This is a genomic window from Novosphingobium sp. KN65.2 (assembly GCF_001368935.1).
Taxonomy (GTDB): domain Bacteria; phylum Pseudomonadota; class Alphaproteobacteria; order Sphingomonadales; family Sphingomonadaceae; genus Novosphingobium; species Novosphingobium mathurense.
Genome location: NZ_CCBH010000145.1, coordinates 72,148 through 88,605, shown reverse-complemented (window position 1 = coordinate 88,605; position 16,458 = coordinate 72,148). Strand labels below are relative to the sequence as shown.

The 16,458-nt window shown below is 65.5% G+C and carries 8 protein-coding genes; 1 reads left to right on the top strand and 7 read right to left on the bottom strand.

The annotated features are described in order from the left end of the window. Nucleotides 1-155: 155 nt before the first annotated feature. Complete coding sequence (locus tag SPHV1_RS10070) at nucleotides 156-2,627, top strand: PhoX family phosphatase (RefSeq protein ID WP_054945913.1); 2,472 nt, start codon at nucleotides 156-158, stop codon at nucleotides 2,625-2,627. Nucleotides 2,628-2,713: 86 nt separating this feature from the next. On the opposite strand, the gene SPHV1_RS10065 is transcribed toward SPHV1_RS10070, so the two are convergent. The 7 genes from SPHV1_RS10065 to SPHV1_RS10035 all read right to left on the bottom strand — a co-directional run bounded on the left by SPHV1_RS10065 (nucleotide 2,714) and on the right by SPHV1_RS10035 (nucleotide 16,450). After that, nucleotides 2,714-4,741 (bottom strand): M3 family metallopeptidase, encoded by a 2,028-nt coding sequence (locus SPHV1_RS10065; protein WP_054945897.1) that lies wholly within the window; start codon nucleotides 4,739-4,741, stop codon nucleotides 2,714-2,716. 113 nt (nucleotides 4,742-4,854) lie between these two features. Next, nucleotides 4,855-6,687 (bottom strand): glucans biosynthesis glucosyltransferase MdoH, encoded by a 1,833-nt coding sequence (gene mdoH, locus SPHV1_RS10060; protein ID WP_054945896.1) that lies wholly within the window; start codon nucleotides 6,685-6,687, stop codon nucleotides 4,855-4,857. Continuing rightward, on the bottom strand, nucleotides 6,684-8,132 hold the full coding sequence (locus tag SPHV1_RS10055) for a glucan biosynthesis protein (RefSeq protein WP_054945912.1): 1,449 nt from the start codon (nucleotides 8,130-8,132) through the stop codon (nucleotides 6,684-6,686). The genes mdoH and SPHV1_RS10055 overlap by 4 nt, the downstream gene beginning before the upstream one ends. A gap of 185 nt (nucleotides 8,133-8,317) precedes the next feature. Next, complete coding sequence (locus SPHV1_RS10050; RefSeq protein ID WP_054945895.1) at nucleotides 8,318-9,499, bottom strand: efflux RND transporter periplasmic adaptor subunit; 1,182 nt, start codon at nucleotides 9,497-9,499, stop codon at nucleotides 8,318-8,320. After that, nucleotides 9,492-10,736: a TolC family protein gene (locus SPHV1_RS10045; RefSeq protein WP_231634614.1), complete on the bottom strand. Its 1,245-nt coding sequence runs from the start codon at nucleotides 10,734-10,736 to the stop codon at nucleotides 9,492-9,494. Before SPHV1_RS10045 ends, SPHV1_RS10050 begins: the two co-directional genes overlap by 8 nt. Before the next feature lie 551 nt (nucleotides 10,737-11,287). Next, nucleotides 11,288-13,915 carry a TonB-dependent receptor gene (locus SPHV1_RS10040; RefSeq protein WP_054945894.1) on the bottom strand — a complete coding sequence of 876 codons (2,628 nt, stop codon included), beginning with the start codon at nucleotides 13,913-13,915 and terminating at the stop codon, nucleotides 11,288-11,290. Between the two features lie 21 nt (nucleotides 13,916-13,936). After that, complete coding sequence (locus tag SPHV1_RS10035) at nucleotides 13,937-16,450, bottom strand: exo 1,3/1,4-beta-D-glucan glucohydrolase (protein WP_054945893.1); 2,514 nt, start codon at nucleotides 16,448-16,450, stop codon at nucleotides 13,937-13,939. Between the last annotated feature and the right edge of the window lie 8 nt (nucleotides 16,451-16,458).

The window sequence follows — 16,458 nt, the reverse complement described above, 5'->3', positions numbered from 1 at the left end:
AAAAGTTTCATGAAACCCCGATCCGCCAGCCGGTGGATCGCTTCCGCTTTCCCAAAAGTGTCATTGCGCCGTCGCCGGGCTGTCGCGGAACTGGATATGGGGTGTCACAATCGGGCCATAGGAAACCGGCTTCGATCAACAACATCGGGGCAACCATGACCGACCTGCTTCCTCCCACCCCTTATTCGGATGGCGATGTCGACACCAACGACAGCCTTACCCCGTCGCTCGAGAGCCTTGCGGCCGAGCGCTTCTCGCGGCGCCAGGCAATCTTCGGCGGCGCCAAGGCTTCGAGCCTGGCTTTCTTCGGGACGGCCGTGCTCGCCGCCTGCAGTTCGGATGACGGCAACGGCGAGGGCCCGGTGGTCAGCGCCGGCGACAACGCGGCGACAAGCGCAGGACGCATCGTGACACTCACGGGCAGCGCCACCGGGATCAAGGGGCTGAAGTCTTCCGGCTGGTCCCAGACCAGTGGACCGAACGTCGAAATCATGGGCAGCGGCAACGAAGTGACGTTCATCGCTCCCGCCGTGGAAGCTGCAACCGATCTCGTCTTCACCTATCGGGCAACCAACATCTTCGGTGTCAGCAAGACTGCCTCGACCACGGTGCGCGTCTCACCGGCGGTCCTCGGCTTTGCCGCCGTTGCCAAGAACCTGAACGACATCGTGACGGTGCCGGAAGGCTATTCGGTCACGGTGATGACGCGCCTGGGCGACCCGCTGGCCGCTGGCGTTTCGGCCTATGCCAACGACGGATCGGACGAAAACTTCGCCCAGCGCATCGGCGACCACGGCGACGCCCTGCACTTCTTCGGCCTCAATGCAGCCGGATCGCGCGACGACAGCAGCTCGATCCGCGGCCTCATGGTCCAGAACCACGAAAACCTGAACGTGCAGTACCTGCACCCGAACGGCCCGACCACCAATGGCGACGGTTCGCGCCCGGCGGCAGAAGCCAGAAAGGAAATCGAGGCGCACGGCGTCAGCGTTTCCGAGTACAAGGACTCCGGCAACCGTACCTGGAGCTACGTCCAGAACAGCAGCTTCAACCGCCGCATTACGCCCAACACGCCGATGAGCCTGCACGGACCCGCTGCCGGTTCGGCCATGCTGGTCACCAAGTACGCCAAGGACGGCAAGTCCGGTCGCGGCACGATCAACAACTGCGCCAACGGCATCAGCGGTTGGGCGACCAATCTGACCTGCGAAGAGAACTGGGCCTTCTACTTCCGCCGCGACGCCAGTGACGCCACTGCCCGCACGGCCCGCGAACTGACTGCGCTTTCGCGCTACGGCGTGACCAGCACCAGCGGAAACTTCTCATGGTCGAAGGCGACCCCGAGCGACGACATGTTCGCAAAGTGGAACGCGACGATCCTGGGCGCGAGCGCCGCCGACGACTATCGCAACGAACCGAACCAGTATGGCTGGGTCGTCGAGATCGATCCCTACAATCCGGCTTCCACGCCGCGCAAGCGCACCGCGCTCGGTCGTTTCGGCCATGAAGGGGCCTTCGTGCAGATCGCCGCTGGCCAACCCGTCGGCGTCTACATGGGCGACGATTCGCGCCGCGAGTACCTCTACAAGTATGTCTCGAACGCCAACTGGGATGCGGCCGACGCCAATGCCGCCGACCGCCTCGCCGTGGGCGACAAGTACCTCGACAACGGTACGCTCTATGTCGCGCGCTTCAACGCGGACGGTACCGGTGAATGGCTGCCGCTGGTCTTCAAACAGGTTCCCAACCGTCCGGCCAAGGGTTCGACGCCCGAGTACGTCTTCGCCGACCAGGCCGACATCCTGATCAACACCCGCCTTGCCGCGGACGCGCTGGGCGCCACGCCGATGGACCGCCCGGAATGGACTGCCGGCAATCCGGTGACCGGCGAGATCTACCTTACCCTCACCAACAACAATGCTTCGAATCGTCCGCTGAACGGCACCGATGCGGCCAACCCGCGCCACTACGGCGATCCGAAGCTTTCGGGATCGACCGGCTACGGCAACCCCAACGGCCACATCATCCGCCTGCGCGAAAAGGCGAACACGACCGCGGCGACCGCGTTCACCTGGGACATCTATCTCTTCGGTGCGGACTCGACCGATGCCGACCCGGTCAACGTCAACATCTCGGGCCTGACCAACGACAACGACTTCTCGAGCCCGGACGGCCTGTACTTTTCGCGCAAGACCAATCCGGCAGGACAGGTGAAGCCGGTCATGTGGATCCAGACCGATGACGGCGCGATGACCGACCGCACCAACTGCATGATGCTTGCAGCGATGCCGGGAACCGTCGGAGACGGCGGTGCGAAGACGATTACCAACAAGGCTTCGGGCGGATCGACCGCGCAGCAGGCCACGATCGTCGGCACGGCGGCAAGCGCCGCCAACTTGCGTCGCTTCCTGACCGGCCCGGTCGAATGCGAGATCACCGGCATCGACATGACCCCGGACGGCCGCACGCTCTTCGTCGGCATCCAGCATCCGGGCGAGGACGGCACCCCCGCCGCCCCGACCAGCCACTGGCCCGACAGTCAGGCCGGTTCGGCCGCCGCCACGGTGCGCCCGCGCTCGGCGGTGATCGCCATCACCAAGAACGATGGCGGCGTGATCGCCCTGTAAGAGTTACCCTCAAGACTGCAGGACTGACGGACTGCGGACTTCTATCGGGAGGGGGCGCAAGATGCGCCTCCTCCCTTTTTTTTTGCTCAGGCAGCGAGCAGACCCTTCTGGCGCAGGAGCGCATCGGGCGCGGGCGCGCGGCCGCGGAAGGCTTCGAAGTTCTCCAGCGCGGGGCGGCTACCCCCGGTGGCAAGAACTTCACGCCGGAACTGCGCGCCGGCCTCGGCAGGCTTCCCGACCTCGGAGAACTGCTCGTAGGCGTCCGCCGAAAGCAGCTCCGCCCACAAGTAGCTGTAGTAACCCGAGGCATAGCCCCCGGCGAAAACGTGCTGGAAGGCATGACCGAAGCGGTGCCATTCCGGCGGAATCACCAGGGCCGCGCGCTTGCGGGCCGCATCGAGCGAACGCGCCACGGTATCCGCAGCGGGCTGCGTCTCGCGATGCATCCACAGGTCGAACAGCGCAAATTCGAGCTGGCGGGCGAGCTTGAGCGCGCTCTGGAACTGGCGGGCACCCAGCATGCGGTCGATCAGGGCATCGTCGAGCGGTGCCCCGGTATCGACATGCCGCGAGATGCGGCGCAGCACAGCCGGCTCCCAGGCGAAGTTCTCCATCAGCTGGCTCGGCAGTTCGACCGCGTCCCATTCGACCCCATGCACGCCCCCCAACGAGGGCACGTCGATCTCGTTGAGCAGGTGATGCAGCACGTGGCCCATCTCGTGGAACAGGGTCACGACATCGCTATGCGTGAGCAGCGAGGGCTTGCCCTTTTCCGCCGCGGCGAAGTTGCAGGTAAGGAAGGCGATGGGATTCTGTCGCTCGCCGGCGCGGCGCAGCAGCGGGCGGAAGCCGTTCATCCAGGCGCCGCCGCTTTTGCCCGGACGGGCGAAGTAATCGCAGTACAGGCCAGCGACCGGCACGCCCTTGTCAGTGAACTCGAGGTATTCGACGCTTTCGTTCCAGCTGTCGATGCCCGAGACGACGCGGCCCTCGATGCCGAAAGTCTCGGAGACGAGTTCGAGCAGGCCGTCGACCACGCGGTCGAGCGGGAAGAACCGCCGGATTTCCCCTTCGTCGAGATCGTGGCGTGCCTTGCGCAGCTTTTCGCTGGCCCAGCCCACGTCCCAGGGCTGGAGATCCTCGATCCCGAGTTCCTTGGCGAACGCGGCGAGCTCAGCCAGCTCCTGCGCGCCATTGGGCTTGCAACGATCGGCGAGGTCCGTGAGAAAATGCTCCACCTCCTGCGCGCTCTCGGCCATCTTGAGCGCCAGCGAACAGGCGACGTAGTCGGGAAAGCCCAGCAGCTTCGCGTGCTCCTGCCGCAATTCGAGCAGCTGCAGCATGGTTTCGCTGTTGTCGAATTTCCCGGCGTCGGGCCCCTGGTCGGAAGCGCGGGTGTTGAAGGCGCGGTAGACTTCGGCACGCAAATCGCGGTCATCGGCATGGGTCAGGACGGCAAGGACGGCAGGCGCATCCAGCGTGACCAGCCAGCCGCTCTTGCCCTGCGCCGCCGCGGCGCCCGCGAGGATCGAGCGTTCGACTTCGGGCAGCCCCGCCAGTTCGGCCTCGGTCAGTTCGCGGGTCCAGCTGCGGGTCGCATCCATCACCGCATCGCGAAAGGCGCTGGACAGGCGGCTCTGCTCGACGCCGATCTCGGCGAAGCGCCGACGGGCCTCGCCTTCCAGCGCCACGCCCGCCAGCTCGAACTTGCGCAGGGCGATGTCCACGGCGCGGCGACCGGCATCGTCGGGCGCAGATTCGCGCACCGCAGGGGCGGCAATCGCGCGGTAGAGTTCGGCATCCTGCCCCAGGGCCATGGCATAGCTGACGACTACCGGCTCCGCCTTGGCATGGGCTTCGCGCAGTTCTGGCGTCTCGGCCACCATCTTGAGATGGGATACGATGCCCCAGACATGGTCGAGCGCGGCATCGGCCAGTTCGCGCGCCATGAACACGTTCTGGAAATCGGGCAAAGGTTCGGCCTTGATCGCTGCCATTGCCGCCGTGTGATCGGCAATCGCCTGCTCTACCGCGGGTCCGACCTGCTCTGGGCGAACTTGCGAGAAGCGCGGCAGTTCGGCGGTTGGCAGCAGGGGATTGGCAGGATCGGGCATTGCAATGAGCTCCTTCGCCGTCGCGGCGAGCAGGTGTGTCGGGATCGGCCCGGTGCAGAACGCGCGGGGCCGTGCCCTGCCTAGATGTGCAGACTTGCCCGCAGTTGCAACGGTCAGGAGTTCGCCGAGCCGATCCCGGGCAGGTCAGCCCCCGGCGCGTCGGCCGGATCGTCCGGCGCCTGTTCCTCGGGGAGCGCGATCTCGCACTCCGGCACGCGGAAGTAGCCGCGGTCCAGCGCCTGCGTGCCGAGCCGCTCGCTGGACGTGAGGCTGACGAGCCAGGGAGAGGCCAGTAGCCCCACAGTCAGCGGCGAAAGCCACAGCGCCGTCATCGGATCGATGAAGGCAGTTGCGGCGAAAAGGAGACCCAGGCCGATATGCTCGCGCAAGTCCAGGATCACCTCGCGCACCTGGATGCGGCGCGCCTCGCGGACCTGCGTCGTCCAGCCCGAGGGAATGCCGAGCAGCAGGCCGAGCACCGCCTTGGTCTGCGTCACCATCGTTACCGGCGCCATCAGGATAGCCAGCGGCACTTCGAGCGCCACCGACTTGAGGATGCCGCCGACCCCGCCGAACGCCTTGCGCCGTCCGGCATCGGCCAGCATCCAGATCGTGCCCATCAGCTTGGGGCCGAAAAGCAGGAGCACCGTCAGCCACAGTACGCTGGGCGGTGCAACGCCCACAAAGCCGTCACTCCCGCGCGAGGCTGCCTGGGCGATGGCGGTGAGGATCAGCAGGAACCAGCCCGGCGAAGTGAGATAGGCCGATGCGCCGATCAACAGGTGCAGGCGGCTCGCCCAGTTGAGACCTGAGGCATCAAGCAGACGCAGGTGCTGCAGGTTGCCCTGCATCCAGCGCCGGTCGCGAATGGCGTGATCGACGACGGTCGGCGGGAATTCCTCATAGCTGCCGCCGATCATAACCATGTGCACGGCCCAGCCGCGGCGGCGCAAGAGCGCCGATTCCACCATGTCGTGGCTGAGGATATGGCCGCCGAAGGGAGGCTTTCCGGGCAACTCGGGCAGGCCGCAACTCTCGGCGAAGGCGCGGGTGCGCACGATCGCGTTATGGCCCCAGAAGTTCGCTTCCGATCCCGACCACCAGAGCAGGCCAGCCGACGAAATCGGCCCATAGGCCTCGCTGGCGAACTGCATCCAGCGCTGGAACAGGGTGCGGGCATTGATGATCATCGGCACTGTCTGGAGCAGGCCGATCGAGGGCCGCTCCTCCATGATCGCGGCCATGCCGACGATGGCATCGCCGCTCATCAGCGAATCTGCGTCGAGGATCAGCATGTTCTCGTAGGCCGCGCCGAAGCGCTCGACCCATTCCGCGATATTGCCGGGTTTGCGCGCGATGTTCTTCTCGCGCCTGCGGTAATAGACCTTGATCTTCGCCTCGGCCGCCACCTCGCGCCAGACGGCCAACTCGCGCTTGCCGTGCAGCTCGTTCGAATCGCTCAGCACGAAGAAGTCGATCCACTCGCCGCCGCCGGCCTCGTGAATCGACTGGGCCATGGCCCGCACTCGCCCGAAGGTCGCCTCGACGCTTTCATTGTAGACCGGCATCAGCACGGCGGTGCGGTGGCGCAGCGAGGACGCAGGGCTGGGGATCGCGGTGAAGCCGGGATGCTCACCGCTGATAAGCTTGAGAAAGCCGAACGCCGAACTGACGAAGCCGAAAGCGATCCAGCAGAACAGCGGCACGAAGAACAGCAGCAGCACGATCTCGAACGGATCGAGACCATCGCGCGAGAAGGTGAAGCGCAGCTCGCTCGATGCGGCGAGGCCGATGACGCCGGTCAGCGCGATCAGGAGCAGGCGCTTGACGACCAGCCCATGCGGACGGGTCTCGACCTCGATCGAGCCGGGAGGATTGCCGTGCAGCCGCTGGACCGGCATTTCCAGCGGCGCTTCCTCGGGAAGCTCGCGCAAGGATGACGTCATGACTTCAGCACCTTTATCACAGTCTCGCTGAGCGCGGCATCGCCGCGCTTGAGGTAGAGCCGGAATTCCTTCTGCGCGGTCGCGCCGGGGCGCACGTCCAGCATCGCCCGCCAGCGGTTCTCCTGACCGACGACGGGGTAGGCATGGGCGGAAATCAGCGCCTCAGCAGGCAGGTTGGTCGCCGCCTCCACGCCGCTGGAGCGATCCAGCCCGGCCAGACCGGGTCCGGCGAAATCGAACACGAACTTGCGCCCGTCTTCAATTGCGGCAGCCCCGGGAATCCCCGCCGGCCCTTCGAATAGGTCAACGCACCGCGCGGCAGCCTCGGCACTGGGATCGTCGGAAGTCCACGTCAGGCGATAGGCCACATCGCGGCGGCCGCCCGCCATCGCCGGTTCGTCCCCGCACCAGAACATCGCGATATTGTCGAGCGTCTCGGCGTCGGTCGGCATCTCGTAGAGCATGACCGCGCCCGCGCCCCAGTCGCCCCGGGGTTCAACCCATAGCGAGGGACGGCGGTCGTAGAACACGCCGTCATCCTGGTAATGGTCGAAGTTCTGGTCGCGCTGGATCAGGCCAAAGCCCCGGCAGTCGTCGGCACGAAAGGAACTGAGCGTGGCGCCTTGCGGATTCTCCAGCGGTCGCCAGACCCGTTCACCATTGCCGGACCGGATCGCCAGCCCGTCCGAATCGTGGATCTCCGGACGCCAGTCGCCGCGCGGGCCGGACTGGTCGTACCAGAACATGCTGGAGGCCGGAGCGATGCCGAGCTGCCTGATGTCGCGGCGGAAGAACAGCGAGGCCGTCACGTCCTGGACGACGCCCCGATCCCCCGTCATGCAATCGAAGAGATAGGCGCCGGAGAGGCTGGGACCATCGAGCAGGGCATGGATCCGCAGCCGCGTCTCACCGAGCTGCTCGATCCAGAACTCGCGGAATGAAGGAAATTCCTCGCCGGTCGGCAGGCCCGTGTCGATGGCGATGCCGCGGGCAGACAACCCATACTGGTCGCGCGAACCCGAGGAGCGGAAATAGGACGCGCCGAGATAGGCGAGCCAGTCGGAACGGCCGTCGGCATCCATGACCCGGAAGCCCGCCGCATCGGCATCCTTGCCCCCGCGAAACAGGCGAGAGGTATCGACGATCTCCCGCGCCATGCCCGATTCGACGATGTGCATGGTAACGGCATAGGGCGCGATCGCCTTGCTCGCCGGGAACAGGCGGACATGCCCGGCAATCGCCTCCGCCTCGCCGTAAGTCAGCTTGACCATCTCGTCGTAGTCGGAAACCGCAGTGCCTGAGACCGGCGGGGTGACATAAGGCCTGGCCGCCAGCGCGCGGGCACGCGCCGCCAGCGCCTCGTGCGAAAAAGGCCGCGCCGGCCCGAGCCTGCTGCGCGCCGCCAGCGCGCCCGCAGGCAGCAGTGCCGTTCCGAAGAGAGTCATGAAAAGGCCGGCCGCACCGCGACGGGTCAGCGAAAAGCCTTCTGTGGGCACATGATGAGGTGCTCGGGCACCGGACTGGTCAGACAGGGCACTCAACCTTCGCTGTTATCGAAAGCTCGGGCAGCAATACGCACAGGACGGTTCCTTGTTTCGCATCGGACCACCGGGGCCACCGAATCGGCCGGTCACCGGGGACTGCCATCCTGCGCAGGAGCATCGCGCCAGCCGGTGATGACCTGCATGCCGGGCTCCACCCCCTTTGCAAATATCTCCGTGCGCCGGCCATCGCTGCCGCCGGTGGTCACGTAGACACGGCGCGGTTCACCGTCATCGCTCAGGAGATAGATGCGGTCCCGATCGCGACCAACCGAGCCTTCTGGCGCGAATTCGAGGGCGGAATTGGGCACCAGCAACACGTCGCTGCGTTCGGGAAGCTGGATTTCCAGCGATGCCGCAGTTCCGGGCGTGACCCGATTCCCGGGCTGTTCGAGAACGAAGACCGCCCTGCGCCCACCGGCATCGGCATCGATCCGCTCCAGCGTCGCGGAAAGCTCTTCCTCGGGGTTGTCCTCCAGCCGCACGCTTGCCCTGGCGCCTGGGCGCAGCTGCGAAACTTCATTGCCGGCGACCGGGACCGTGATCGTGAGACGCTCCAGTCCGGAAGTCAGCGCGAACAGCGGCACGCCTTCACGCACGCGGCGACCCGGCTCGACATATCGTGCAACCACCCAGCCATCGATCGGCGCGCGCACGACGGCGGCCTTCAGTTCGCCGGTGCCTTCCTTCACCCGCAAGCGCGCCGCGTCCAGCCTGGCACGCGCCGCGGCTTCCTCCTGCCGCGCCCGGCTTGCATCGGCCCGCGCCGATTCCAGTTCGTTGAGCGAGGGAACGCGCTTGTTCGACCGTCGCCACACGCTTTCGAAGCGGGCGAGCCGCGATGCGGTTTCCTGCACCGAAACCTGCGCCGCATCGAGCGAGGCCTGCGCCGCCGCAACATCGGCCTTGGCGATCTCCAGCGACTGCCGGACCGGATCGGCATCGATCCGCGCAAGGACCTGACCGAAGCCGACCTTGCCCTTGGCCGGTCCTGGCACGGCAGCGACGACGCCGTCCAGCCGCGCCTTGACCGTGATGTTTTTCTGCCCCCGGATCGTCCCGCTCTCGGCCAGCAGGGGAACGAAATCCCCCACCTCGACCGGTGCGGAATAATAGGGGCTGTCCGTCCCGGTAAGGAACCGCACCAGCAGCACGGCCACGGCAATCGCCGCCAGCGTCAGGAAAACGAGGCTGAGAAGGTGCCGCCGGGCGCGCTTCGGGGTGGCGCCCAGGAAGATATCGAGCGGGGAATGATGCGCGTTGTCACTCACAGACCGTCACCTCGGGCAGAACACCCACGCCCGGGGCGGGCGCGGCAAGGTCCGCCTCGCTCCAGCCGCGGCCCTGCGCCGTCCACAAGCGGATCGAGGCGGTGGCGAGATCCGCCCGCGCCCTGATCCGCGCTTCCTCGACGGCGAGCGCCGCCGCTTCCGCCACGTAAACCGTGGAGAAGTCGCCGGTTCCCGAGCGATAGGCGAGGCGCGCATCCTTCGCCGTCATCCGGGCACTGCGCCCGCTTTTTTCCAGCTTTGCCTGCCGCGCCGCCGCCGCCGCAACCGCCTCGCGGTCGCGGGTCATCCCGGCAAAGGCATCCCTTTGCGCTTCGCGATACTTGGCGACCGCCAGCGCGGCGGGCGAATCCGCGGGCGCCGTCTCGGTATCGCCGGAGAGTACGGCGTCGAGGTCCTCCTGCGTGACCTTCTGGCGCGTCATGTCCGCGATCAGGCTGTTCTCCAGCGCCAGCAGGTCGGCCCGGTGCGCCACCGAAAGGCGCGTCGTGCCGGCAACGTTCGCGGCGATATCGGGAACCTGCCCTTCATCGCCGAGCGCGGTCGCCAGCCCTTCAAGCTCCATGCCGGTCAGCCGCGCCAGTTCGCGCTTGGCCGCTTCCAGTCTTTCGCGCGAGGCATCGAGATCGCTTTGGGTGACCGAGACCAGCGAACCGGCGAGCCCGGTATCGAGCCCCGGTGCCAGTCCCGCCTCGCGGCGAAATCCCGCGATCTCTGCGTTATCGTTGAACTGCGCGAGCATTTTTGCACGCAGGTCGAACACTTCCTGCAGGCGCCGAACCTCGAAATAGGCGACGGCAATGTCGGCCGCGACATGGGCGCGGCGATCGGCATAGCGATAGGCGCGGGCCTGGCTGGCCGCTTCGTCGGCATTCTTCGCGCTGGCATTGAACAGGCGCTGGATACGCGATCCCAACTTGCGCGCTGCCGCATCGGCCTGAAGTTCCCTGGCCTGCAGACTGAGACTGTCGCAGACAAGCGATGGATTGGCCTTAAGGCCGCGTTCGACAAGATCGGCCAGAACCGGATCGCCCGCGGTCTGCCACCACAGCGGCTGCCACGCCCCGTCTGCCGCCGCCGCAGCCTCGCTTCCCGCCTCGGCTGCGCTGGCCTCCGGTTGCAACCCACCCAGTTCTGCCTGGGTCGCGGTGCATCCCGCCAGCAGCAGCGCCAACGTCGTGGCCGCAAGGGTGGAACGGTATGAAGGGAGGTCCGACACGGAATTTCGCATAGCAGCTAAACCGCGAGAGGCAATTGCAACAAGGGGGAGATGACCGCGCCTCGACAACGGCTCGCATCACCCCGCAGATGCATGGAACCGGCTGAAACGATTGGGAAACGAGGCGAGCCGCAGATCGATTGCGGCTGCAAACCGCGCAAGACGCGTTAGCTCACGCCAGTTGGACGCCCCCCCGTGCCCTTGGCGATGTCGCTCAATCGCGATCCGCCAGACGCATCTCGAGATGGTTGGCCAGCGCATCCAGCCATCGGTCATGCGCATCCTCGGCAGGTCCGCCCGACCGTCAGACGCCGTTCATCGGCGAGATCGCGTCACTGCGAAAGCGCAGGGGTAGGCGGACCGGCCGCACGACCGACCTGCGCCCGGCAGACCTAGTCCGTGACGCGAATCTTGGTCCATGACGCGAATCGTGCGCCCGAAAATTCCATCAGGCCCGCCTGCCCAACCTGCGAGATACAGCGTGGCCCGTTATCCGGGAAACACAGCCGCCTGCAGCACCTTGCGGCGGTACAGGCGGCTGCCGTCTCGGTTTAGAAGTCGATCCGCGCACGCAGGCCATAGCTGCGCGCATCGTTGAGGAAGCGGATGTTGAGCGCCGAGCCAACCAGCGACTTCTGAGACACTTCCTTGTCGAAGAGGTTGCTGGCCCATGCCTCGAGGCGCAGGTTGTCGATAGTCAGGCCCGCGCCGAGGTTCACCGTCGCAAAGCCCTTCTGGCGGTCGGGGAAACCCGCCTCCAGCGCGTTCTGGCGGGTTCCGTCCAGGAAAACGATCTCGGTTTCGTTGAACTGGCTGAGGAAATACGACGAACGGTAATTGACCAGGGCCTGCCAGTCGAAGCGGGCCGCCCCGATGTCGAACCACTGCGACAGGCGTGCGGAGACGTTCATCTTCGATGCCAGCGGCAGGCGATTGCCGACTAGGCTGATCAACGGCGAGTTGCCGCCCGCGCTGTTGTCCAAAGCGCGCACGTCGGCAACGACGCCCTTGGTGATCTTGGTGTTGAGATAGGCAGCGTTCACGTCGACACCGAAGTGGGCCGGCAGCTTGAACCGCAACTCGGCTTCCGCACCGTAGATGCGCGAAGCGCCGATGTTGCGGTTGACCAGCGAGTACCCGTTGCAGACCGCGGGTGTCTGGCTCGTGTCGAGGTTGATGCAGGTCAGGTCCTGGAAGACCTGGTTCGAGTAATCGTAGTAGAAGCCGGTCAGGTTGAAGACCGCCCTGCGTCCGAGGAAATCGAAGCTGTTGCGGCTGCCTACTTCATAAACGATCAGCTTTTCCGGGCTGTAGGTCTCGGGGATGAGCGACCCGTTGAAGCTGTCGTTGAACCCACCCGACTTGTGTCCGGTCGATACCTTGGCATAGACCATGTTGTCATCGCTGAGGTCGTATTCGACTCCCAAACGCCAGTCGACGAAGTTGAACTTCGAGCTGCCCACCTGCTGGCCGGGAATGGTCAGGTTGGCGTAGCTGAAGCCCCCGTTGCGATCCGAAGGGTTGTTCGTGGGGCAGTTGACGAAACCATTGTCGATATCCGGACGGTCGATGCAGGTGCCGTTCGGGTTGGTGCCGTCGGCGATAGCGCCGATCTGGGCGATCAGCGTGTCACGCAGACCCGGGGTCTTGGTACCCTCGATCAGGAACTGCGCCATGCCCTGGTTCGACGTGATGCCGCTGACGTCGAAGTTGGGACGATCGAGCAGCGCGGGGCGGAAGCCCTCGGTGCCGATCCGCGTCGCAAAACAGCAGGCATAGTCTTCGCCGCCGAGCGTTAGCGCCCAGTTTCCGCCGATGCCGTAGCGCGACTTCTTCTCCTTGGTGTAGCGAAGGCCGCCGATGACGCGCAGGCGATCGGTCAGGTCGTATGTGCCGTCACCGTAGAACGCATAGCTTTCGCCGTTCACGTCAGGCATCACGAACTCGGTTGCCGAGTAACAGCAGTACCCGCGATCCGAGAGCGCGAGGTAGCCCACTGCCTGATCTTCCTTGAAGTAGAACCCGCCGACATTCCAGCGCAGGCGCTGGTCGTCATTGGCGAAGAGCCGCATTTCGTAAACCTGGCTCTTCGACTTGGTCTGCCAGAAGTTTCCGGAAAAGTTGTCGTACTGGACCGCCGAGAGATCGCGGCCCGGATAGTTGATGCCGTCGCTCGAAGCATTGACCTGGTAGAAGTCGACCGAGCGATAGCTGCCGGTCAGCTCGGCGCTGAAGGTTCCGAAATCATAATTGATCTTGCCCTGAACGCCCCATAGCTCGTTCGACATGTCGCCCTGGAGACCGCGATAGACAACGTCCTTGAGGTCCAGATCTTCCGGACGCAGGCCGGTTGCAACCACCGCGCTGTAGATGTTCGCTCCGGGATAGCCGGTGCCCGTTTCCTTGCCGTAGTCGCCGACGAACGAGAGGCTGAGCTTGTCGGTCGGCTCCCAGAGCATCGACAGGCGACCTGCGTAGTTTTCTTCGAGACCGGCGGGCTTGAGGCCGCGTGCCGGCTCTCCGGTCGAAGCGTTCTTGAAGCCGTAATCGCGTTTGACGTAGTAGCCCGCCGCGCGCAGCGCGAAGGTGTCGCCCACCGGAATGTTGATCGCGCCTTCCGCGGCATTGGAAGAGCGGTTGCCGGCTTCGGCCTGCAGATAGCCGCTGAACTGGCCGAGACGCGGCTTCGCGGTGATGATGTTGAGCGTTCCGGCCAGCGCATTGCGACCGTAGAGCGTGCCCTGCGGTCCCTTGTTCACTTCGACGCGGTCAAGGTCGTAGAACATCAGGCCCAGGCCGCGCGGGCGCGGAATGTAGGTCCCGTTGAGGTGCGGTGCTGCCCCCGGATCACCCAGTTCCGTGTTGTTGGCCGAGCCGACGCCGCGGATGAAAATCTCGACATTGCCTTCCTGGTTGGCAATGCTGAGGCCCGGAACCGCGACCTGCAGCTGGCGCAGTTCGGAAATGCCGTCCTGGCGAAGCTGTTCGGAACCGAGCGCCTGCACGACGCCCGAGACATCCTGCAGGTTCTCCGCACGGCGGTTTGTCGTCACGATGATCGCTTCGCTGTCGTCGCTCACCGTGTCAGTGCTCGCGCGCTCCTGCGCATGGGCCGGAAAGGCCGCCACCGACGATAGCAATGCGAGCAGCGCGGAGCGCCGGAAATTACGCCGAGTCATTTCATCCTCCCTGTCTGGATTTCATTTACAAGCAAGTTGCGGGCCCGACGGCGCGAGGATGCGCGCCGAGGACAATGTCATGTCGAGACGACCGGCCGTCGTGATCGATAGCGGTTTGTCGACGCGGCTCATGTCCACGCCGGCCTTTTCGAAGCAGCGCAACGGAATCGCCAGGCGGGTCCATTTCTGCGTGACCGCAGCCTGCGCGAGCATGTTGCCGATCGGGAAACCTCCGAGGCAGTTGTCACCGCAGGTCATGAGCAGGCTGACATCGGCAGTCGGCGCGGAATTGACCTTGAATTCCAGTTCGAGGGCAAGTTCGCCGTTGGCCTCGCGCGACAGATCCACCGGCTCATCCTGTACGATGGCGGCAATGGCCTTGCCTGCGCCCGTCCAGTTCAGACGAACCGAGTCCTCCTGCGCCGTGCGGTCGACCGCACGCGCTTCGATGAGCGACGGCCCCGGGTTCGTCGACAGTGCCCCCGGTGCACCGAGCAGCAAGCGACGACCGTTCCCGGGCCGACCCGCGGCGAAGAGGATTCCGGGATCGGCAACCGCAGCGCTTGCACGCTGTTCGGGCAATCGAGGCAGTTCGCCACTGTCGCCGAACCTCAGTCCGAAACCATAGGGAAAGAGCGGATCATAGTCCTTGTCGCCGAAGTTGACCGCCGTCTGGTCGCTCGACTTCGGCCAGCTGTAAGGCAACTTGCCGTGGAAGTCGGACTTGCCGAACAGGACATCTGCCACGCCGCCGCCTTCGGAACCGGGCAGCCAGGCAGCGACGAATGCATCCGCGGCATTGAGGAACGGATTGACCCACATGGCGCGCCCGGAGAGGAACACCGCGACCGTGGGGACGCCCTTGGCCTTGAGCGAACGCAGGAGCGCCAGGTTCTTCGCATCGTCGAAGGCGACATCGGGCCGGTCGCCCTGGAACTCGGCATAGGGATCTTCACCGAAGACAACGATGGCGACATCGGGCTTTTGCGAATAGCTGCCGTCCACCGACAGGGTCGCCTTTCCGCCCGCGGCCCGGACCGCCTCGTCGATCCCCTCCCAGATGGTCCGGGCATTGGGGAAATCGGCACGCTTGGTGCCGGTGCCCTGCCAGCTCAGCGTCCAGCCGCCGGCCTGCTTGGCCATGTTGTCGGCGCCATCGCCCGCCACCAGCACGTTGGCCGAAGCCTTGAGCGGCAGCACGCGACCGGCATTCTTGAGCAGGACGAGGGACTCGCGCACCGCCTGGCGTGCAACCGCCCGGTGTTCCTTGCTTCCGAGCAATTCGAAGCGCCCGCCGTAAGGCCGGGACGAGGGCTTGCCTGCCTCGAACAGACCGGCACGGATCTTGACGCGCAGGATGCGGCGCACGGCATCGTCGAGGCGCGCCAGCGGCAGCGTGCCGTCCTTCGCATGCGCGAGCGTCGTTCGGTAGAGGTCCTTCCAGCTGTCCGGGGCCATGTACATGTCGAGTCCGGCATCCACGGCCTGGGGGCAGTCGGTGGTCGTGCAGCCCTTGACCTGACCGTGCCCGTTCCAGTCACCGACCAGGAAACCGTCGAAGTTCCAGCGATCCTTGATGAGATCGGTCATCATTGAGCGGTTGCCGTGCATCTTGGTGCCGTTCCAGCTCGAGAAGCTGACCATGATCGATTGCACGCCCGCATTCAGCGCCGGGATGTAGGGCGGGCTGAACAGGTCGCGCAGGCGCGCCTCGGACATCTGGGTATCGCCCTGGTCCTTGCCGCCACTGGTGCCGCCATCGCCCAGAAAGTGCTTGGCTGTGGCGACGATGTGCGGTCCGCGAAGCCAGTCCTTGTCGCCCAGCTTGCCCTGCAAGCCTTCGATCAGCGGCGCGGCATAGCTGGCGCCGATTTCGGGAGTCTCGCCGAAGCCTTCGTAAGTGCGGCCCCAGCGGTCATCCCGCACGACGGCAAGCGTCGGTGCGAAGGTCCAGTCGAGACCCGTCACGCGCATCTCTATCGCCGTCGCCTCGCCGATGCGGCGGATCAGCTCCGGATCGCGCGTCGCCCCAAGGCCGATGTTGTGAGGAAACAGCGTGGCGCCAACGATGTTGTTGTGACCGTGGACGGCATCGCTGCCCCAGATGATCGGGATGCGGGGGAGTTTGCCGCTCGGCTTCATCGACGCGGCATAGAACGCATCCGCCGCCGCCAGCCATTTCTCGGCCGGTGTGTTGTAATGACCATCCGGCGTAGTGTTGCCGCCGTTGAGCACCGAACCGAGGTGGTAGCGATGGACATCTTCCGGCGTCACGCTGCCGACGTCGGCCTGGATAATCTGCCCGACCTTCTGCTCCAGCGACATGGCCGCGATCAGCTTGTCGATGCGGGTTTCGACCGAGGGATCAAGTGGGACTGTCGCCTTGCGGGCCGGCCACTCCTGCGGGTGCGCCTGACCGACGCCCACTTCCGCCACGGCCGCCTGCGCCGCCGCGAGATCCGCGAAGCAAGCGGAGGCCATGGCCACCAGCGACGTCGTACCAAGCGCCAGTGCGGCGCTGCCTGGCAGTTTCATTTCCTCTC

What these genes read in the sequence shown, in the direction of transcription:
- SPHV1_RS10035 (WP_054945893.1), bottom strand. Translation starts at nt 16,450, where the DNA reads ATGAAACTGCCAGGCAGCGCCGCACTGGCGCTTGGTACGACGTCGCTG.
- SPHV1_RS10065 (WP_054945897.1), bottom strand. Translation starts at nt 4,741, where the DNA reads ATGCCCGATCCTGCCAATCCCCTGCTGCCAACCGCCGAACTGCCGCGC.
- SPHV1_RS10070 (WP_054945913.1), top strand. Translation starts at nt 156, where the DNA reads ATGACCGACCTGCTTCCTCCCACCCCTTATTCGGATGGCGATGTCGAC.
- SPHV1_RS10055 (WP_054945912.1), bottom strand. Translation starts at nt 8,132, where the DNA reads ATGACTCTCTTCGGAACGGCACTGCTGCCTGCGGGCGCGCTGGCGGCG.
- SPHV1_RS10040 (WP_054945894.1), bottom strand. Translation starts at nt 13,915, where the DNA reads ATGACTCGGCGTAATTTCCGGCGCTCCGCGCTGCTCGCATTGCTATCG.
- mdoH (WP_054945896.1), bottom strand. Translation starts at nt 6,687, where the DNA reads ATGACGTCATCCTTGCGCGAGCTTCCCGAGGAAGCGCCGCTGGAAATG.